This is a genomic window from Kitasatospora sp. NPDC058492 (assembly GCF_042720685.1).
Classification (GTDB): domain Bacteria; phylum Actinomycetota; class Actinomycetes; order Streptomycetales; family Streptomycetaceae; genus Kitasatospora.
The window spans coordinates 91,711-113,306 of record NZ_JBHXMU010000015.1; the positions used below are offsets into that span (position 1 = coordinate 91,711).

General features: G+C 74.9%; 7 protein-coding genes. All 7 read left to right on the forward strand.

Translation table 11 applies throughout. The features are described from left to right. The first annotated feature begins 309 nt into the window (after positions 1–309). The 7 genes from ACFWPI_RS12790 to ACFWPI_RS12820 all read left to right on the forward strand — a co-directional run bounded on the left by ACFWPI_RS12790 (position 310) and on the right by ACFWPI_RS12820 (position 21,562). A complete protein-coding gene (locus tag ACFWPI_RS12790; RefSeq protein WP_380374144.1) occupies positions 310–1,554 on the forward strand; it encodes an IS256 family transposase in 1,245 nt (414 codons plus the stop codon). A 365-nt stretch (positions 1,555–1,919) separates the two neighbouring features. Then, positions 1,920–2,048, forward strand: coding sequence for a hypothetical protein (locus tag ACFWPI_RS12795; RefSeq protein ID WP_380374146.1), 129 nt, complete (start codon positions 1,920–1,922; stop codon positions 2,046–2,048). A gap of 61 nt (positions 2,049–2,109) precedes the next feature. Beyond that, the gene (locus tag ACFWPI_RS12800) at positions 2,110–2,322 is read left to right on the forward strand and encodes an MbtH family protein (protein ID WP_380374148.1); all 213 of its coding nucleotides are present in this window, start codon (positions 2,110–2,112) and stop codon (positions 2,320–2,322) included. A gap of 198 nt (positions 2,323–2,520) precedes the next feature. Then, positions 2,521–12,087, forward strand: coding sequence for an amino acid adenylation domain-containing protein (locus tag ACFWPI_RS12805; protein WP_380374151.1), 9,567 nt, complete (start codon positions 2,521–2,523; stop codon positions 12,085–12,087). Positions 12,088–12,245: 158 nt separating this feature from the next. Then, positions 12,246–19,367: an amino acid adenylation domain-containing protein gene (locus ACFWPI_RS12810; RefSeq protein WP_380374154.1), complete on the forward strand. Its 7,122-nt coding sequence runs from the start codon at positions 12,246–12,248 to the stop codon at positions 19,365–19,367. 135 nt (positions 19,368–19,502) lie between these two features. Next, positions 19,503–20,549 carry a class I SAM-dependent methyltransferase gene (locus tag ACFWPI_RS12815; protein WP_363374052.1) on the forward strand — a complete coding sequence of 349 codons (1,047 nt, stop codon included), beginning with the start codon at positions 19,503–19,505 and terminating at the stop codon, positions 20,547–20,549. Next, positions 20,549–21,562: a pyridoxal phosphate-dependent aminotransferase gene (locus ACFWPI_RS12820; protein ID WP_380374157.1), complete on the forward strand. Its 1,014-nt coding sequence runs from the start codon at positions 20,549–20,551 to the stop codon at positions 21,560–21,562. The genes ACFWPI_RS12815 and ACFWPI_RS12820 overlap by 1 nt, the downstream gene beginning before the upstream one ends. Positions 21,563–21,596 lie beyond the last annotated feature (34 nt).

Here is a 21,596-nt window from a genome sequence, read left to right on the forward strand (position 1 = left end):
GTTTCACGAATGCCCGTACCGGCCACCGCCAGGCGTCTGAAATGGCAGGATGGAAATCACCTGTCGGTCGGAAGCCGTCCCCCCGGGCTCTGACTGCCGTGAGTGTACGCCCAAGTGGCGCGGAAATCAGCGGCCGACGGCGAAGCCGAGCGCGCCCGGAGGCGGGGGAGCCGACCGCGGCAGTGGCGGACCCGACCGTACCCGGCCGCGGTGACAGGCGGATGGCCGCCGTGTCGCGCCTGTCGCCCCGTCAGGGCGGCCGGGGCGGACGGTCGGCGGACGGAACGGCCGACAGACGGAGGGCACCCCTTGTTGCGAGCTGATCCCGGCCCGGCGGTCCCGCCCGTGGACCTGGCCGAGCTGGTGGACCAGCGGCTGGTGCGGCAGCTGGCGGAGGCCGCCGCCGAGCAGGTCGGCTCCGGCGCGATCCGGCTGCTGGGCGACGGCGGGCTGTTCCAGACGCTCGCCAAGCAGCTGATCGAGCACGCCCTGGAACTCGAACTCCAGGAGCACCTGCGCGGGGCCGAACCCGGCACCGACCCCGGCGCCAACGTCCGCAACGGCGCCCGGGCCAGACGGCTGCTCACCGAGGTCGGCCCGGTCGAGGTGCGGGTGCCCCGGGACCGCCAGGGCAGCTTCACCCCCCGGGCCGTCCGCCCCCGGGCCCGCCGACTGCCCGGCCTCGACCGGCTGGTCATCTCGCTCACCGCGCGCGGCCTCAGCTCGGGCGAGCTGGTGGCGCACCTGGCCGAGGTGTACGGCGTGGAGCTCAGCCGGGAGACCGTCTCCGCCATCACCGACCAGGTGCTCGACGAGCTCGACGAGCGGCGCCGGTGCCCGCTCGACCCCGTCTACCCGGTGGTCTTCCTCGACGCGGTGCGCAGCGGCCGCTCGGGCGGCCCGCTGGTGCACCTGGCGCTCGGGATCTCCACCGACGGCCGGCGCGAGGTCCTGGGCCTGTGGCCGGCCACGGACGGGGAGCACTGGCCGCAGGTGCTGGCCGAGCTCGCCGAGCGCGGGGTGCGCGAGGTCTGGGTACTGGTCGGCGACACCGGCGGGGGCCTGGCCGAGGCGGTGGCCGCGCGGTGGCCGCGCACCGTGGTGCACGGCTCGATGGCCCACCTGTTGCACGCCGCGCTGCGGCACGCGCCCGGCGAGGACTGGGGTGCGCTCGCGCGGACGCTGCGCGAGATCTGTGCCGCGCCCACCGAGCGGGCGGCGATGGCGCGGCTGTCCCGGGCCGAGCGGGAGTGGGGTCCGGGCCACCGCGAGGTGTTCCGGGTGTGGCGGTCGGCCTGGCCGCTGCTCGCCGCCGGCTTCCGCTTCGGCCCCGAGGCGCGGCGCCTGCTCGCGGGCGGGGGCGCGCTGGAGCGGCTGCACGCCCGGCTGCGCCGGATCGAGCAGGCCTCGGGCCGGGTGCAGGACGAGCGGGCCGCGCTCAAGCGCGCCTACCTGGCGACGATCGCCCTGGAGTCGCCCGCCTCGGCGGGGCGGACGTGGACCGACGACTGGCCCGCCGTCCGCGAGGAACTGCGCCGGGGATCGCACTGCTGACGCTCCATCACCTTCCGCACTGACGCTCCGCAACCCCCGCCCCCGCGGCAGCTTCGGCAGCTTCCGGGGGCCGGGGCCGGGGCCTCCCTCGCCGACGCGCCGGGGGAGTGGTTTGACCGAAACCCTCGCCAGTGACCGGTTCCCACCACTGATCTGACAGTGCCAGGCGCTCTTTGGATCAGATCTGTCTGTTTTTGACATGGTCTGTTCGGGCTTCCGGTTCCCGCAATGCGTGTTCCCGATCATGGCCAGAGCTTCCACCCCCGTTTGAGCCTCGGCAGGATGAATTTCCGAGCGAAGAGGGCCGACCGCCCCCTCGGAAAAAGGAATTAACGATGAAGAATCTTGCCGTTCGCATTCACCATATGCTCGGGATTCTCGCCGTTCTGCTGGTCGCCGGACTGGGCGTCCAGAGCAGCGCCGACCCGCACTCGCCCCTGGCCGCCGCCGCCCTCGTCTCGGCGCCCAACGCCGACTCCGGCTGGGGTCCGTGAGCCGCGCTCCGGCGTAATTCCCCCCTCCCCGAAATTTCTCCGAACAAAGAGGAAACCGACGATGGCGAACCCGTTCGAGGACCCCGACGCCAGCTACCTCGTCCTGGTGAACGACGAGGGCCAGCACTCGCTGTGGCCGGCCTTCGGCCCGGTGCCCGACGGCTGGCAGCAGGCCTTCGGCGCCGCCGGCCGGCAGGACTGCCTCGACTACGTCGAACAGCACTGGCAGGACCTGCGGCCGAAGAGCCTGCTCGCCCAGCAGTCCGGCCACTGACCGCAGCAGCCCAGCGCCGAAACCGCACCACCGCACCACCGCACCACCAGAACAGCCAGAACAGCCAGAACAGCCAGAACCACGCCACCACGCCACCGCACCGCCGCTCCATCGACCGCCCGGGCCGACCGCCCCGAAGGTCACCGAGCAAGCCGTTCCCGCCACCGCGGGGGCCAGCCGTACGAGGGAGAGAGCCACATGTCCGGGGTCCAGCAGACGCACAGAGCCGACCAGCGGCCGACCCTGACCGCGCTGGTCGACGCCCAGACGTCCCGCACCCCGCAGGCCCCCGCCCTGTACGCCGAGGGCACCACCCTCACGTACGCCGAGCTGGACGCCCGCGCCAACCGGCTGGCCCGGGTGCTCGCCGCCCGCGGCCTGGGCACCGAGGACATCGTCGCGCTCGCCCTGCCGAAGTCCCCCGAGGCCGTCGCCGCGATCCTCGCCGTGGCCAAGACCGGCGCCGCCTGGCTGCCCGCCGACCCGGCCTACCCCGCCGAGCGGCTGCGCCACATGCTGACCGACTCCCGCGCCGCCCTGGTGCTCACCACCGCCGAGGCCGCCGCCCAGCTGCCCGAGACCGCCGCCCCCCGGCTGCTGCTCGACGACCCCGGGCACCTCGCCGAGCTGGCCGCCCAGGCCGGCACCCCCTTCACCGCCGCCGAGCGGGTGCGGCCGCTGAGCGCCGGGAACACCGCGTACGTGATCTACACCTCCGGCTCCACCGGTGTGCCCAAGGGTGTGGCCGTCACCCACACCGGGCTGCCCAGCATGATCGACACGCAGGTCGCCGCCACCGGGGTCGGCCCCGGCAGCCGGGTGCTCCAGGCCGCCTCGCTCAGCTTCGACGTCTCCGTCTCCGACCTGGCCGTGGCGCTCTCCACCGGCGCCGCCCTGGTGCTCCCCCGCGAGCAGAGCCAGCTGGTCGGCGAGCCGCTGGCCGCGCTGATCGAGCAGTACGGCGTCACCCACGCCGACATCGCCACCGCGATGGCGGCCACCCTGCCGGACGTACCGCTGCCCTCCCTGCGCACCCTGATCGGCGGCGGCGAGGCCATCCCGCGCGAACTGGCCGCCCGCTGCGGCCGCGACCGCCTGATGCTCAACAGCTACGGGCCGACCGAGACCACCGTCATCGTCACCATGAGCGAGCCGCTCACCGGCGAGGAGCAGCCCCCGATCGGCCACCCCTGCCAGGACGTGCGCATCCACGTGCTGGACGAGCGGCTGCGCCCGGTCGAGCCGGGCACCGTGGGCGAGCTGTACGTCTCCGGCCCGCACCTGGCCCGGGGCTACCTCGGACGCCCCGGCCTGACCGCCGAGCGCTTCGTCGCCTGCCCCTTCGGCGAGCCCGGCGACCGGATGTACCGCACCGGCGACCTCGGCAGCCAACGGCCGGACGGGCAGCTGGACTTCGTCGGCCGGGCCGACGACCAGGTGAAGATCCGCGGCTTCCGGGTGGAGCTCGGCGAGGTCGAGCAGGCCCTCTCCGCCCACCCCGAGGTGCGCCAGGCCGTGGTGCTGGTCCGCGAGGACCGCCCGGGCGAGCGCCGCCTGGTCGGCTACACCGTCGGCGCCGCCGACCCGGCCGAACTGCGCGCGTACTGCGCCGAGCGGCTGCCCGACCACATGGTGCCCACCGTCGTGGTGCTCGACCGGCTGCCGCTCACGCCCAACGGCAAGGTGGACAAGCGCGCCCTGCCGGCGCCGGTCTTCGCCGCCGCCGAGGAGGGCGGCCGGGCCCCCGCCGGGGAGCTGGAGCACACCCTCGCCCGGCTCTTCGCCGAGGTGCTGGGCCTGCCCGCGGTGGGCGTCACGGACTCCTTCTTCGAGCTCGGCGGCGACTCCATCGTGGCCATCCGGCTCGTCTCCCGGGCCCGGCACGCCGGGCTGCAGCTCACCCCCCGCGAGGTGTTCCTCTCGCCGACCGTCGAGGCGCTGGCCCGGATCGCCCGACCGCTGGAGGGGCCGGTCGTCGCCGAACCCGCCGGGGCCGGCCTCGGCGAGGTGCCGCCGACGCCCATCGTGCACTGGCTGGCCGCGCAGCACGGCGCCGTCGAGAGCTTCTACCAGTCCACCCTGCTCACCCTCCCCGCCGGGAGCGGGCCCGAGCACGTGGCCACGGCCCTCCAGGCGCTGCTCGACCACCACGACGTCTTCCGCGCCCGCACCTCCCCGCTCGCCGAGCGCCCCTGGACGCTGCACGTCCCCGCCCCCGGCGCCGTCCCCGCCGGGGCCGCGCTGCGGCACGTCGCGGGGCCGGCCACCCAGGAGGCGCTGCGCGCCGAGACCGAGGCCGCCCGCGGGCGCCTCTCGCCCGAGGACGGCCGGATGCTCCAGGCCGTCCGGTTCGACGCCGGGCCGGGCCTGCCCCCGCAGCTCCTGCTCGTGATCCACCACCTGGCGGTGGACGGCGTCACCTGGCGCATCGTCGAGGAGGACCTGCTCGCCGCGCTCGCCGCCGTCCGCGAGGGCCGGGCCGTGGCGCTGGCGCCGGTGCCCACCTCCTTCCGCCGCTGGGCCCAGCGGCTCACCGCCGAGGCCGGGACCGACCGCCGGGCCGCCGAACTCCCGCTCTGGGAGGCCGCCCTGGCCACCCCGGACCCGCTGCTCGGCGCGCGCCCGCTCGACCCGGCCCGGGACACCTACGCCACCGAGGGCGTCCTGCGGCTCGTACTGCCCGCCGAGACCACCCAGGCGCTGCTGACCCGGGTCACGGCCGCCTACCACGCGCAGGTCAACGACGTGCTGCTGACCGCGCTGGCGCTCGCCCTCGGCCACTGGCGCGGCGCGGCGACCACCGGTCCGGACGGCGCCGTGCTGGTGACCGCCGAGGGCCACGGCCGCGAGGAGGTCGTCGACGGTGTCGACCTGCACCGCACCGCCGGCTGGTTCACCTCCCTCTACCCCGTCCGGCTCGCCCCCGGGGCGCTGCCCTGGTCCGAGGTCACCGCGGCCGGCCCCGGGCTCGGCCGGGCCCTCGGCCGGGTCAAGGAGCAGCTGCGCGCCGTCCCGGACAACGGCATCGGCTACGGCCTGCTGCGCCACCTCAACCCGGCCACCGCCGCCGTGCTGGAGGGGTACGCCGATCCGCAGGTCGAGTTCAACTACCTGGGCCGCTTCGCGCCGGAGGGCGTCACCGCCGAGGACGTGCTCGCCGGCACCGAGGCGATGAGCGAGGGCGCCGCGACCGGCCTCGCGCTCGGCCGGGTGCTCGGCCTGGACGCCACCACCGTCGACACCCCGCAGGGCCCGCTGCTGGTCGCCCAGTGGTCCTACGCCACCGGGCTGCTCGCCGAGGAGCGCGTGGCCGCGCTCGCCGAGGCGTGGTTCACCGCGCTGCGCGCGCTCGCCGAGCACGCCGACCGGCCGGACGCTGGCGGACACACCCCCTCCGACTTCCCGCTCGTCACGCTCGGCCAGTCCGAACTGGACCAGCTCGCCCAACACCACGCCCCCGCCCGCCTGGTGGACGTCTGGCCCACCTCGCCGCTCCAGCAGGGCATGGCCTTCCACGCGGCGTACGACACCGACGGCGCCGACGTCTACACCTCCGTCTGCACCTTCGACCTCACCGGCCCGGTGGACGCCGACCGGCTGCGCGCCGCCGCCGAGGCGCTGCTGCTGCGCCACCCCAACCTCAAGGCCGGCTTCCACCAGCGCCCCGACGGCCCGCCCGTGCAGGCCGTACCGGACGGCGTCGAACTGCCCTTCACCGTCCTCGACCTGACGGCGCACGCCGACCCGCAGGCCGAGGCCGCGCGGATCGCCGCCGCCGAGTACGGCCGCCGCTTCGACCTCGCCCGGCCGCCGCTGCTGCGCTACACCCTGCTCACCCTCGCCCCCGGGCGCCACCAGCTGATCGCCGCCGCGCACCACATCCTGCTGGACGGCTGGTCCACCCCGCTGTTCGCCGAGGAGCTGTGGGGCCTGTACTTCCAGCAGCCGATGCCCCCGGCCGCCCCCTACCGCGAGTACCTGCGCTGGCTCACCCGGCGCGACGGCGCCGCCGCCCGCGCCGCCTGGGCCCAGGCCCTGGCGGGCGCCGACGAGCCCACCCTGCTGGCCCCCGGCCGCTCCGCAGCCGCCCCGCAGCTGCCGCTGCGCCTGCACACCGGCCTCACCCCGGCGGCCACCGAGGCGCTGGCCCGCACCGCCCGCCGCTACGGCGTCACCCTCAACACCCTCGTCCAGGCCGCCTGGGGCGTGCTGCTGGCCCGGCTCACCGGGCGCGAGGACGTGCTCTTCGGCACCACCGTCTCCGGCCGGCCGCACGACCTGCCGGGCGTGGAGCGGATGGTGGGCCTGCTCATCAACACCGTGCCGGTGCGCGTCACCCTCGACCCGGCCGAGAGCTGGGGGCAGCTGCTGCTGCGCCTCCAGCACGAGCAGTCCGCGCTGCTGGACCACCAGCACCTCAGCCTCACCGAGATCCAGCAACTCGCCGGAGTGGGCAGCCTGTTCGACACCGTCACGGTGTACGGCAACTACCCGGACCCGTCCGCCCTGGGCGAGGCCGACCCGAGCGGCGCCACCCACGTCACCCTGGTCGAGGACGTCGACAGCGCGCACTACCCGCTGCTGCTGGCCCTCACCCCGGGCGACGGCCTCCAACTGCGCCTGGACCACCGGCCCGACGCCTTCACCCCCGCCGAGGCGCGCGCCCTGCTGGACCGCTTCCTCGGCCTGCTCGACCGGATCGTCGCCGACCCGGCCGAACTCGTCGGTAGCGTCCAGGTGTTGACCGAGGAGGAGCGCGAGCGGCTGCTGACCGGCGGGACCGGCGCCACCGCGCCGCTGCCGGAGGCCGCACTGCCCGAGCTGTTCGAGGCGCGGGCCGCCGCGACGCCCGACGCGGTCGCGCTCACCGCCGCCGACGTCGAGCTGACCTACGCCGAACTCAACGCGCGGGCCAACCGGTTGGCCGTTCGGCTGGTCGAGGCCGGGGTCCGCCCGGAGACCCCCGTCGCGCTGCTGATGGAGCGCTCGGCCGCCCTGGTGGTGGCGATCCTGGCCGTGCTCAAGGCCGGCGGCGCCTTCGTGCCGCTGGACGGCGCGCAGCCGGCCGAGCGCCTGCGGGCCGTCCTCGCGGACTCCGGGGCCCGGCTGGTGCTGGCCGACACCGCCCACCGGGCGCACCCCGCGCTGACCGGACTGGACGTGCTGGACGTGCTGGACGTGCTGGACCCCGAGGGTCACGGGACCGCCGGGAACCTCGGACTCCCCCTGAGCGCCGACCAGTTGGCGTACGTGATGCACACCTCCGGCTCGACCGGCGCGCCCAAGGGCATCGGCGTCACCCACCGGTCCGTGGTGGACCTCGCGCTCGGCGGGGCGTTCGCGGGCGGCGGCCACGAGCGCGTCCTGCTGCACTCCCCCGTCGCCTTCGACGCCTCCACCTACGAGCTCTGGGTGCCGCTGCTCTCGGGCGGCCGCGTGGTGGTCGCCCCCGCCGGGCGGCTCGGCGTCGCCGAGCTGGCGACCGCGATCGGCCGGGGGCGGGTCGGCGCCGCCTGGATGACGGTCGGGCTCTTCAACGTGCTGGCCGCCGAGGCCCCGGAGACCTTCGCCGGGCTGCGCGAGGTGTGGACGGGCGGGGACATCGTCTCGCCGGCCGCCATCCGGCGGGTGCTGGAGCACTGCCCCGGCCTGCGGGTGGTGAACGGCTACGGACCGACGGAGACCACGACCTTCGCGACCCGCCACCCGATGGCCACCGCCGCCGAGGTCCCGGCCGCCGTACCGATCGGGCGGCCGCTGCCCAACACCCGGGTGTACGCGCTGGACGCCGGGCTGCGCCCGGTCCCCGTCGGCGTCGCCGGTGAGCTGTACGTCGCGGGCGCCGGGCTGGCCCGGGGCTACGTCGGCCGCGCCGGCCTGACCGCCGAGCGCTTCGTGGCCTGCCCCTTCGGCGAGCCCGGCGGCCGGATGTACCGCACCGGCGACGTGGTGCGCTGGACCACCACGGGCGAACTGGAGTTCGTCGGCCGCGCCGACGACCAGGTCAAGCTGCGCGGCTTCCGGATCGAACTCGGCGAGGTGGAGGCCGCGTTCACCGCCCACCCGGCCGTCGGCCAGGCCGTCGCCGTGGTCCGCCAGGACCAGCCGGGCGACAAACGCCTGGTCGCCTACGTCACGGGCCCCGTCCGGCCCGACGAGCTGCGCGCCTTCGTCACCGACCGCCTGCCCGGCTACATGGTGCCCGCCGCGATCGTCACCCTCGACGCGCTGCCCGTCACCCCCAACGGCAAGGTCGACCGCCGCGCCCTGCCCGCCCCCGACTACAGCGGCGCCGCCGCCGGCCGGGCCCCGCGCACCGAAACCGAGCAGGCGCTCTGCGAACTCTTCGCCGAGGTCCTCGGGTTGGCCTCGGTCGGCATCGACGACAGCTTCTTCGACCTGGGCGGCCACTCGCTGCTCGCCACCAAGCTGGTCAGCCGCGTCCGCACCGCCCTCGGCACGGAGCTGCCGATCCGCGCGCTCTTCGACCACCCGACGGTGGCCGCCCTGGCCGCCGCCCTGCCCGCCTCCGGCGCGGCCCGCCCGGCCCTGCGGCCCGCCGCCCGACCGGAGCGCGTCCCGCTGTCCTCCGCGCAGCAACGCCTGTGGTTCATCGAGCAGTTCGAGGGCCCGAGCGCGCTCTACAACACGCCCGTCGCCCTCCGGCTGACCGGCGCCCTCGACCGCCCCGCGCTGGAAGGCGCGCTGCGGGACGTGGTGGCCCGGCACGAAGTGCTGCGCACCGTCTTCCCGACCACCGACGGCCAGCCGCACCAACTGGTCGCCGAGGCCCCCGAGTCGATCCTGCGGACCATACCCGTGGCCACCGAGGCGGCGCTCCGGGACGCCCTGGCCGAGGCCGGCGGGGCGGTCTTCGACCTCGCCCACGACCTGCCCGTCCGCGCGACGCTGCTCTCCCTCCCGCACGACGAACACGTCCTGCTCGTCCTCATGCACCACATCGCCACCGACGGCTGGTCCGTCGCCCCCCTCCTGCGCGACCTCTCCACCGCCTACGACGCCCGCCTCGCCAACACCGCACCGCAGTGGCAGCCACTCCCCGTGCAGTACGCCGACTACGCCCTCTGGCAGCACGAACTCCTCGGCACCCCGCACCAGCCCACCACCCTGCTCACCGAACAACTCGCCCACTGGCAGCAGACGCTGTCCGGCCTCCCCGAAGAGCTGGCACTCCCCTACGACCGCCCCCGCCCGACCGCGCCCAGCCACCGGGGCGGCGCCGCCGAGTTCGAGGTCGACGCCGAACTGCACACCGCCCTGGCCGAGTTGGCCGCCGCGCAGAACGCCAGCCTCTTCATGGCCCTGCAAGCCGCCGTCGCCGCCCTCTACACCCGCCTCGGCGCGGGCACCGACCTGCCGATCGGCACCGTCGTCGCCGGACGCACCGACGAAGCCCTCGACGACCTGGTCGGCTTCTTCGTCAACACCCTGCTGCTGCGCACCGACACCACCGGCAACCCCACCTTCCGGGAACTGCTGGACCGCGTCCGCCGCACCGACCTCGACGCCTACGACCACCAGGACATCCCCTTCGAGCGCCTGGTCGAACACCTCAACCCCACCCGCACCACCCGCCACCCCCTCTTCCAGTCACTGATCGCCCTGGAGAGCGGCCCGGCAGTGCCCGCCGCCTTCGGCGACCTGGCCTGCGCGGACCACCCCTTCGAGCTGGACGTGGCCAAGTTCGACCTGTCCTTCCGCTTCACCGAACAGGGCTCCCAGGCGGGCCTGTCGGTGGCGGTCGAGTACGCGGCCGACCTCTTCGACCACGCCACCGTCACCGCCCTCGCCGAGCGGCTGCTCCGCGTCCTGCGCGCCGTCGCCGCCGACCCGGACGCCCCGATCGGCAGCATCGAGATCCTCGACCCGGCCGAACGCGAGCACCTGCTCACCGGCTGGAACGGACCGGCGGCACCGGTTCCCGAGGCCACCCTGCCGCAGCTGTTCGAGGCCCAGGCCGCCGCCACCCCCGACGCCCCCGCCCTGATCACCGGCGCCGAACAGCTCAGCTACGCCGAACTCGACTCCCGGGCCGAACACTTGGCGGCCCACCTCGCCGAGGCGGGCGTCGGCGCCGACACCCCGGTGATCCTCCTGATGGACCGCTCCGCCGACCTGGTGACGGCGATCCTGGCGGTGGCCAAGGCCGGCGGCACCTACGTCCCGCTGGACGACCGGCACCCGGCCGAGCGGCTGCGGCAGATCACCGCCGAGACGCGGGCGGCGCTCGTCCTGGTCGATCCCGCGCACCAGGGCCACCCGCTGGCCACCGACGCCCCCTGCCCCGTCCTGCCGCTCACCGAGGGCTGGTTCGACGGCCCGCGCAGGCGGCGCGCCCAGCCCGCCGGGCTCCACCCGGAGCAGCTCGCGTACGTGATGTTCACCTCCGGATCCACCGGGGTGCCCAAGGGCATCGCCATCACCCACCGGGACGTGGTGCAGCTCGCGACGGACCCGTGCTGGCACCACCCCGACGGGCTGCGGGTGCTCTTCCACGCGCCGCACGCCTTCGACGCCTCGACCTACGAACTGTGGGTGCCGCTGCTCTCCGGCGGCCAGGTGGTCGTCGCGCCGCAGGGCGACCTGGACGCCTCCGCCATCCGCGAGCTGGTCCGGGCGCACGGGCTCACCCACGTGCACGTCACCGCCGGGCTGTTCCGCGTCATCGCGGAGGAGGACCCGGGCATCTTCACCGGCGTGCGCGAGGTGCTGACCGGTGGGGACGTCGTCTCCGCCCCGGCCGTCCGCCGGGTGTTGGAGGCCGTCCCGGGCATCGCGGTGCGAGCACTTTACGGGCCGACCGAGACGACCCTGTGCGCGACCCAGTTCCCGATGCCGACCGCCTCGGCGGTCCCGAACGTGGTGCCGATCGGCCGTCCGCTGGCCAACACCCGGACGTACGTGCTCGACACCGCGCTGCAGCCCGTACCCGCCGGCGTGGCAGGCGAGCTGTACATCGCCGGCGCCGGACTCGCCCGCGGCTACACCGGCCGCCCCTCCCTCACCGCCGAACGCTTCGTCGCCTGCCCCTACGGCCAGCCCGGCGAGCGGATGTACCGCACCGGCGACCTCGCCCGCTGGACCACCGACGGCATCCTGGAATTCCTCGGCCGCGCCGACGACCAGGTCAAGATCCGCGGCTTCCGCATCGAACTCGGCGAAGTCGAAACCGCGTTCACCACCCACCCCGCCGTCGGCCAAGCCCTCGCCCACGTCCGCGAAGACCAGCCCGGCGACAAACGCCTCGTCGTCTACACCACCCTCGCCAGCACAGGCGCGGACACCGTCACCGCCGGCGAACTGCGCGCAGCCGTCACCGACACCCTCCCCAGCTACATGCTCCCCGCCGCCGTCGTCATCCTCGACACCCTCCCCGTCACCGCCAACGGCAAAGTCGACCGCCGCGCCCTCCCCGCCCCCGACTACACCGGCACCACCGAAGGCCGCGCCCCCCGCAACACCACCGAACAAACCCTCTGCGCACTCTTCGCCGACGTCCTCGGACTCACCACCGTCACCATCGACGACCGCTTCTTCGACCTCGGCGGCCACTCCCTCCTCGCCACCAAACTGGTCAGCCGCATCCGCACCGCCCTCGGTACGGAGCTGCCGATCCGCACCCTGTTCGACTCCCCCACGGTCGCCGCCCTGGCCGCCGTCCTGCCCGAGCGCGAACAGAAGGCCACGCCGAAGAAGGCCCGCCCGGCCCTGCGGCCGATGCGCCGCCCAGGCGGTCCGGCCTGACCTGCCGCCCACCTCGCGGCCCCGTCCACAGCAGGATGCGCGCCCGCCGCCGGCCCGGCCGGCGGCGAGGCCCGCCGCGTCCCGCGACCGCCGAACCCCACCAGCCACACCAGCCCCAGCAGTCACAGCACCCGTAAGTCGCCAGTCGGAGGCAGACCTTGATCCCGTTGTCGTTCGCCCAGCAGCGGCTCTGGTTCATCGAGCAGTTCGAGGGCCCGAGCGCCCTCTACAACACGCCGTTCGCCCTCCGGCTGACCGGCGAGCTCGACGCCGCCGCCCTCGAAGGCGCGCTGTGGGACGTGGTGGCCCGGCACGAGGTGCTGCGCACCGTCTTCCCGACCACCGACGGCCAGCCCCACCAGCACATCCTCGACCAGGGGCGCCCGCCGCTGCACCGGGTGCCGGTGGCCGACGAGGCCGAACTGTCCGAGCGGCTGCGCGAGGACGCCGGGCAGGTCTTCGACCTCGCCGCCGATCTCCCCGTCCGCGCCTGGCTGTACGCCCTCCCCTCGCCGGGCGAGCACGTCCTGCTGCTGCTGACGCACCACATCGCCAGCGACGGCTGGTCCGTCGCCCCGCTCTTCGGCGACCTCGCCACCGCCTACGAGGCCCGGCTCGCCGGCACCGAGCCGCAGTGGGAGCCGCTGCCGGTGCAGTACGCCGACTACACCCTCTGGCAGCGCGAGCTGCTCGGCGAGGAGGACGACCCGGAGAGCGTCGTCTCCCTGCAACTCGCCTACTGGCAGCAGGCGTTGTCCGGCCTCCCCGAGGAGCTTGCGCTCCCCTACGACCGCCCCCGCCCGACCGCGCCCACCCGCCGGGGCGGCGCCGCGGAGCTGGAACTCGACGTCGAACTGCACACCGCGCTGGCCGAGTTGGCCGGCACGCAGAACGCCAGCCTCTTCATGGCCCTGCAAGCCGCCGTCGCCGCCCTCTACACCCGCCTCGGTACGGGCACCGACCTGCCGATCGGCACCGTCGTCGCCGGACGCACCGACGAAGCCCTCGACGACCTGGTCGGCTTCTTCGTCAACACCCTGCTGCTGCGCACCGACACCAGCGGCAACCCGAGCTTCCGGGAACTGCTGGACCGCGTCCGCCGCACCGACCTCGACGCCTACGACCACCAGGACATCCCCTTCGAGCGCCTGGTCGAACACCTCAACCCCACCCGCACCGCCGGCCACCCCCTCTTCCAGTCGCTCGTCACCCTGAACACGGAGCGGGCCGGCGATCTCGCCTTCGGCCCGGTGACGGCCCGGCCGGTCGAGGCCGGCGAGGCCCAGGCCCAGTTCGACCTGAACTTCAACTTCGTCGAGCACCTCACGGCGGACGGCGACTGCCTCGGCGTCCGCGGCGCCGTCGACTACGCGGCCGACCTCTTCGACCACGCCACCGCGACCGCCCTCGCCGAGCGGCTGCTGCGCATCCTGCGCGCCGTCGCCGCCGACCCGGACGCCCCGATCGGCAGCATCGAGATCCTCGACCCGGCCGAACGCGAGCACCTGCTCACCGGCTGGAACGGACCGACGGCCCCGGTGCCCGACACCAGCCTGCCCCGCCTGTTCGAGGCCCAGGCCGCCGCCACCCCCGACGCCCCCGCCCTGATCACCGACGCCGAACAGCTCAGCTACGCCGAGCTGAACGGCCGCGCCAACCGCCTCGCCGCCCTGCTGCTGGCGCGCGGCCTGACCACCGAACAGCCGGTGGCGGTGCTGATGGAGCGCTCCGCCGGGCTGCTCACGGCCGTCCTCGCGATCGCCAAGGCGGGCGGCACGTACGTCCCGCTGGACGACCGCTACCCGCTGGACCGGCTCCAGCACATCCTCACCGACACCCGCACCGGCCTACTGCTCACCGACCCGGCCCACCACGGGCATCCGGTCCTCGCCACCGGCGGCTTCGCCACCGTCGAGGTCACCGACGCGCTGCTCGCCACGGCCCCCGAGGCGGGCGACCCGGCCGTGCCCGTGCACCCCGGCCAGCTGGTCTACGTGATGTACACCTCGGGCTCGACCGGCCTGCCCAAGGGCGTCGCCGTCACCCACCGCAACGTGGTGGACCTGCTGGGCAACCAGCACTTCCGCACGGGCCACCACGAGCGCGTCCTGCTGCACTCGCCCACCGCCTTCGACGCCTCCACCACCGAGATCTGGGCACCGCTCGTCACCGGCGGGGCGATCGTGCTGGCCGAGCCCGGCGAGCTGGACATCCGGCGCCTCGCCGAGACCATCACCACCCACCGGGTGACCCTGGTCCAGGCGCCCTCGGGCCTGCTGCGACTGATGGCCGAGGAGACGCCGGAGGCCTTCCGGGCCGTCCGGCAGGTGTGGACCGGCGGCGACGTCGTCCCGCCCGAGGCCGTCCGCCGGCTGTTCCAGGCGTGCCCGGACACCTCCGTCGTCGCGGTCTACGCGCCCACCGAGACGACGGCCATCAAGACCACCTTCACCATGACCCCCTCCTCGGCGGTCCCGAACGTGGTGCCGATCGGCCGCCCGCTGGCCAACACCCGGACGTACGTGCTCGACACCGCGCTGCAGCCCGTACCCGCCGGCGTGGCAGGCGAGCTGTACATCGCCGGCGCCGGACTCGCCCGCGGCTACACCGGCCGCCCCTCCCTCACCGCCGAACGCTTCGTCGCCTGCCCGTTCATTTCCGGTGAGCGGATGTACCGCACCGGCGACCTCGCCCGCTGGACCACCGACGGCGTCCTGGAATTCCTCGGCCGCGCCGACGACCAGGTCAAGATCCGCGGCTTCCGCATCGAACTCGGCGAAGTCGAAACCGCGTTCACCGCCCACCCCGCCGTCGGCCAAGCCCTCGCCCACGTCCGCGAAGACCAGCCCGGCGACAAACGCCTCGTCGTCTACACCACCCTCACCACCACCAACAGCGCTACTCCCGGCGAACTGCGCGCAGCCGTCACCGACACCCTCCCCAGCTACATGCTCCCCGCCGCCGTCGTCATCCTCGACACCCTCCCCGTCACCGCCAACGGCAAAGTCGACCGCCGCGCCCTCCCCGCCCCCGACTACACCGGCACCACCGAAGGCCGCGCCCCTCGCAACGACACCGAACAAACCCTCTGCGCACTCTTCGCCGACGTCCTCGGACTCACCACCGTCACCATCGACGACCGCTTCTTCGACCTCGGCGGCCACTCCCTCCTCGCCACCAAGCTGGTCAGCCGCATCCGCGCCGCCCTCAGCACCGAACTGCCCATCCGGGCCCTGTTCGACGCTCCCACGGTCGCCGCCCTGGCCGCCGTCCTGCCCGCCTCCGGCACGGCCCGCCCGGCCCTGCGGCCCGTCGACCGGCCCGAGCGCATCCCGCTCTCCCCGGCGCAGCAACGCCTGTGGTTCATCGACCAGTTCGAGGGCCCGAGCGCGCTCTACAACACCCCGTGCTCGGTGCGCCTGACCGGCCGGGTCGACGCCCCCGCCCTCCAGGCGGCGCTGACGGACGTCCTCGACCGCCACGAGGTGCTGCGCACCGTCTACCCGGCCACCGACGGCCAGCCGCACCAGCTGATCGTCGAGCGCCCCGAACTCCCGCTGCACACCGTGTCGGTGGCCACCGAGACCGAGCTCCAGTCCGCCCTGGCCGAGGCCGGCGGGGCGGTCTTCGACCTCGCCCACGACCTGCCCGTCCGCGCGACGCTGCTCTCCCTCCCGCACGACGAACACGTCCTGCTCGTCCTGATGCACCACATCGCCACCGACGGCTGGTCCGTCGCCCCCCTCCTGCGCGACCTCTCCACCGCCTACGACGCCCGCCTCGCCAACACCGCACCGCAGTGGCAGCCACTCCCCGTGCAGTACGCCGACTACGCCCTCTGGCAGCACGAACTCCTCGGCACCCCCCAGCAGCCCACCACCCTGCTCACCGAACAACTCGCCCACTGGCAGCAGACGCTGTCCGGCCTCCCCGAAGAGCTTGCGCTCCCCTACGACCGCCCCCGCCCGACCGCACCGACCCGCCGGGGCGCAGCGGTGGAACTGCATCTGGACAGCGAACTCCACGGCGCCCTGGTCGAGTTGGCGCAGCAGAGCCGGGCCAGCGTGTTCATGGTGATGCAGGCGGCACTCGCCACCACGCTGGGCCGCCTGGGCGCGGGCACCGACCTGCCGATCGGCACCGTCGTCGCCGGGCGCACCGACGAAGCCCTCGACGACCTGGTCGGCTTCTTCGTCAACACCCTGGTACTGCGCACCGACACCTCCGGCGACCCGAGCTTCCTGGAGCTGCTGGAGCGCGTCCGGATCGGCACCCTGGACGCCTTCGGGCACCAGGACGTGCCCTTCGAGCGCCTGGTCGAGCTGCTCAACCCGGCGCGCTCGACGGCCCGGCACCCGCTCTGCCAGGTGATGCTGACCTCGGGCGGCGACGCCGGACAGATCCGCCTCGGCGGCCTGCCGGGCCGGGTCGAGGCACTGGATTCGGACCTCGCCAAGTTCGACCTGACCTTCGCCTTCGGCGAGACCTTCGACCGCGACGGCGCCCCCGCCGGGCTGGAGCTGTCGGTCGAGTACGCCGTCGACCTGTTCGACCGGGCCACGGCGGCGGCGACGGCCGCGCGGTTCGAGCGCGCCCTGCGCGCGGTGCTGGCCGACCCGGACCAGCGGGTGGGCCAGGTGGAGATCCTGGCGCCGGAGGAGCGCCGGCAGCTGATCACGGCCTGGAACGACACCGACCACCCCGTCGCCCCCGCCACCTTCCCGGCGCTCTTCCAGGCCCAGGCCGCCGCCCGCCCCGACGCCGTCGCCCTCGCCTTCGGCGCCGAGCAGCTCACCTACGCCGAGCTGAACGGACGCGCCAACCGCCTCGCCCGGCTGCTCACCGCACACGGCGCGGGCCCCGAGCGGTTCGTCGCGATCGCCCTGGACCGCTCGACCGAGCTCATCGTCGCCCAGCTCGCCGTCCTCAAGGCCGGCGCGGCCTTCCTCCCGCTCGACCCGCGCTACCCGGCCGACCGCATCGCCTACATGCTCGCCGACGCCGCGCCCGTCCTGGTCCTCACCACCGGTACGGTGGCCGCCGGCCTGCCGGCCGACAGCGCCGTCCCGCGCCTGCTGGTCGAGGACCTCGACACCTCCGGCCACCCGGCGCACAACCTCACCGACGCCGAAACCGCCACCGAGATCGGCACCGAACCCGGCACCGCCCCCGACGCCGCCGCGTACGTCATCTACACCTCCGGCTCCACCGGCCGCCCCAAGGGCGTCGTCGTCCCCCACACCGGCCTCGCCTCCCTGATCGAGAGCCAGCGCGAGAGTCTCGCGCCCACCCCCGACAGCCGCGTCCTGCTGTTCGCCTCCCCCTCCTTCGACGCCGCCGTCGCCGAGCTCAGCATGGCCCTGCTCACCGGTGCCCGCGCCGTCCTCGGCACCGCCGACCAACTGCTGCCCGGCCCGGCCCTGGCCGAACTGATCGCCGAGCAGGGCGTCACCCACGTCACCCTGCCGCCGACCGCCCTGGCCGTCCTGCCCCCCGACGCGCTCGCGCACGTCGAGACCCTGGCCGTCGCCGGGGAGGCCTGCCCGCCCGACCTCGTCGAGCACTGGTCCGCCCGCCTGCGGATGGTCAACGCCTACGGGCCGACGGAGTCCACCGTCTGCGCCAGCATGACCACCCCGCTGTCCGGCCGGATCGCACCGCCGCTGGGCCGGCCCATCCTGAACACCCGGCTGCACGTCCTCGACGCCGCCCTGCGGCCCGTCCCCGCCGGGGTCGTCGGCGAGCTCTACCTCGCGGGCGCCGGCCTGGCCAGGGGCTACCTCAACCGGCCCGGCCTGACCGCCGAGCGCTTCGTCGCCAACCCGTACGACGCCCCCGGCAGCCGGATGTACCGCACCGGTGACCTCGCCCGCCGCCGGGCCGACGGCTCCCTGGAGTACCTCGGCCGCACCGACCACCAGGTCAAGGTCCGCGGGTTCCGCATCGAACCCGGCGAGATCGAGGCCGCCCTCGTCCGGCACCCCTCCCTCGCCCAGGCCTTCGTCCTGGTCCGCGAGGACCGCCCCGGCGACCGGCGCCTGGTCGGCTACGCCGTGGCCCGGCCCGGGCAGACGGTCGACCAGGCCCTCCTGCGGGCCCACGTCGGCGCGACCCTGCCCGACTACATGGTGCCCTCCGCCGTCGTGGCCCTGGACGCCCTCCCCCTCACCGCCAACGGCAAGGTCGACCGCCGCGCCCTCCCCGCCCCCGACACCGCCGCCTGGCCCGGCGCCGGGCGGGCGCCCGGCACGCCGCAGGAGGAGGTGCTCTGCGGGCTGTTCGCCGACGTGCTCGGACTCGAACGGGTCGGCGTGGACGACAACTTCTTCGAGCTGGGCGGGCACTCGCTGCTGGCCGCCCGGCTGGTCGCAGGGCTGCGGGAGCTGGTCGGCGCGGGCGAGGGGATCGGGGTCCGCACCGTGTTCGAGGCGCCGACCGTCGCCGGGCTCGCCGAGCGGCTCGCCCGGGGGCCGGGCGCCGAGAGCTTCCCCGTCCTGCTGCCGATCCGCACCCGGGGCTCGCGCCCGCCGCTGTTCTGCGTCCACCCGGCCGCGGGCATCAGCTGGGTGTACACGGGGCTGCTGCGCCACCTCGACGCCGAGCAGCCGATCTACGGCCTCCAGGCCCCGGGCCTGGCCGATCCGAGCCACCGCCCTTCCTCCGTCGCGGAGTTGGCGCGCGACTACCTCGCGCAGATCCGCGCCGTCCGCCCCGAGGGCCCGTACGCCCTGCTCGGCTGGTCCTTCGGCGGGGCCGTCGCCCACGCGATCGCCGCGCTGCTGCGCGACCAGGGCGAGGAGGTGCGGCTGCTGGCCCTGCTGGACGCCTACCCGGGCGCCGGCGAGGCCGGGCCCGAGCAGTGGCGGGACGACCCGGCGCAGCTGGCGGTGATCCTCGACTCGCTCGGCCACCCGGCCGGGGAGATCGGCGCCTGGCCCGAGGACGAGGACGGCTACGCCGAGCTGGTCCGGCACGGCGAGGGCCCGCTCGCGGGCCTCAGCGGCGCCGCGGTGGCCCGGGTGGTCGCGGTCTTCCAGACCAACGCCGAGCTGGCGCACGCGCTCCCGCTGCCCGGCTACGACGGCGACGCGGTGGTCTTCACCGCCGCCAAGGACCGCCCGGCCGACGCCCCCGACCCGGACGGCTGGCGCCCCCACGTGGGCGGCCGGATCGACGTCCACGAGGTGCCGAGCACCCACGGCGCCATGACGGGCCCCGAGGCGCTCGCCGTCATCGGCCCGGTGCTCGCCGCCCGTCTGACCGCCCGACCGGCCTCCTGACCGACCGGCCTCTGACCGGCCTCCCGACCGGCCTCCCGACCCGCCGACTTTCGCATCCCTTCCGACCGCAGGCCACCGACCTGCACCCACCGCGCGGGCCGCGCCCGGCCCGCCCACCGAGAAACGGACACCACCATGACCACTGCCGCCATCCCCGACACCTGGCGCGGCGTCACCCCGTCGCCGATCACGTCGACCGACGCCTACAACGGCTTCATCGCCGCCAACGTGATCTTCGCGCTGGACCGGATCGGCGTGCTGGAGAAGCTCGGGCGCGGCGAGCCGCTCTCCGCCGTCGAGGCCACCGCCCAGGGCGGCGACACCGCCCGGACCGAGGCCGTCCTGCGCGCCGCCGCCGACTGCGGCTACGTCAAGGCCGACGGCGCCGCCTACGTGCCCACCGAGGTGGGTCTCGAAGTCGCCGCCGCACGCGGCTACTTCACCTGGGCCGTCGGCGGGTACCACGACGTGTTCGGCCGCGCCGGGCACCTGAGCGCGGGGACGCACCGCTACAGCGAGGACGTCCTGCGCGACGAGGCGATGGTCGCCCTCGGCTCCGCCCAGTGCGACCAGTCGCTGTTCGCCGCGCAGCTGACCGACGTGCTCTCCGGCATCGACTTCCGCACCATCGCCGACCTGGGCAGCGGCACCTCCGCCCGGGTGCGCCGGGTGGTCGGGCAGCGCGAGGGCACCCGGGGCCTGGGCATCGACATCAGCCGCCCGGCCACCGACATCGCCCGCCGCGACATCGTCACGGCCGGGATGCAGGACCGCGTCACCGCCGTCCGGGCCGACGTCCTGGGCCTGCTCGGCACCCAGATCGACAACGACGCCGAGGCCGCCGAGGTGGCCGAGGTCGACACCGTGATGAGCTTCTTCCTGCTGCACGACCTGCTGGCCGACCCGGCCACCCGCTCCTCGATCTTCACCCGGATGCGGGAGGCCTTCCCGAAGGCCCGCACCTTCGTGCTCGGCGACACCATGCTGCGCGGCCCGGGCGAGTCCCAGAGCGCCCTGCCGGTCTTCTCGGTCGGCTTCGAGCTGGCGCACGCGATGATGGGCGTGCCGCTGCACACCAAGGAGACGTACGAGGAGCTGTTCACCGACGCCGGGCTGCGGATCGACCGCGTCGAGGCGCTGGCCACCCCGCACTCCTGGCTCTACGTCCTCCAGGCCGACTGATGGCCGCCGCCCCCGCCGCCAGACACCTGCTGGCGCAGAACGAGCACCCGGGCCCGCCGCTGCCGTCCGTCGTGGCCGCCCTGGCCGCGGCCGCCGGCGACCTGCACCGGTACCCGGACTTCCGCCCGCAGCGGATCGAGGGGATCATCGCCGACTGGCAGGGCGTCCCGGCCGGCCAGGTCGTGGTCGGCCACGGCTCGGCGGGCGTGGCGCTGGACCTCTTCCACGCCGTCGTCGAGCCCGGCGACAACGTGGTGCACTCGGCGCCCTGCTTCGACGCGTACCCGCTGTTCTGCGAGATCGCCCGGGCCGAGGCCCGGGCCGTCCCGCTCGGTCCCGACGCCCGGCACGACCTGGCCGCGATGGCCGAGCGGCTGGACGAGCGCACCCGGATCGTCGTGCTGTGCAACCCGCACAACCCGACCGGCACGGTCTACTCCTGGGCGGAGCTGACGGACTTCTTCCGCCTGGTCCCGGCCACGGCGCTGATCCTGCTGGACGAGGCGTACGTCGACTTCGCCCGGGACTGGGCGGCCCCGGCCGTCCCGGACCGGATCGCCGAGTGGCCGAACCTGGTGGTGCTGCGCACCCTCTCCAAGTCGCACGGCATCGCCGCCCTGCGGATCGGCTACGCGCTCGCGGAGGAGTCCGTGGCCCAGCGGGTGCGGGACCACCAGGTCCCGTACGCGGTGAACCGGCTCCAGGAGGCGGGCCTGCTGGCCGCCGTCTCGGCCCAGGACGAGGTGGACCGGCGGATCGCCGAGATCGCCGCCGAGCGGGAGCGCCTGCGGGCCGAACTGCTGGGGCTGGGCTGGACGGTGGCGCCCAGCCTGACCAACTTCCTCTGGGTCGTCGCACCGGGTGACCAGCTCCCCCTGCGGACGGAGCTGGAGCGCCGGGGGGTGGCCGTCCGCTACTACGCCGGGCAGGGCATCCGGATCGCCGTCGGCGAGAAGGACGCCAACGACGCGGTGATCGAGGGCTTCGGCGCCACCGCGCCCGCCGCTCCCTGACCGCACCCCGCGTCCGCGGATCCCCGCGCATCCC

Excerpts from the sequence above, each read along its gene's own strand:
- ACFWPI_RS12795 (WP_380374146.1), top strand. The coding sequence starts at position 1,920 with ATGCTCGGGATTCTCGCCGTTCTGCTGGTCGCCGGACTGGGCGTCCAG.
- ACFWPI_RS12805 (WP_380374151.1), top strand. The coding sequence starts at position 2,521 with ATGTCCGGGGTCCAGCAGACGCACAGAGCCGACCAGCGGCCGACCCTG.
- ACFWPI_RS12820 (WP_380374157.1), top strand. The coding sequence starts at position 20,549 with ATGGCCGCCGCCCCCGCCGCCAGACACCTGCTGGCGCAGAACGAGCAC.
- ACFWPI_RS12800 (WP_380374148.1), top strand. The coding sequence starts at position 2,110 with ATGGCGAACCCGTTCGAGGACCCCGACGCCAGCTACCTCGTCCTGGTG.
- ACFWPI_RS12815 (WP_363374052.1), top strand. The coding sequence starts at position 19,503 with ATGACCACTGCCGCCATCCCCGACACCTGGCGCGGCGTCACCCCGTCG.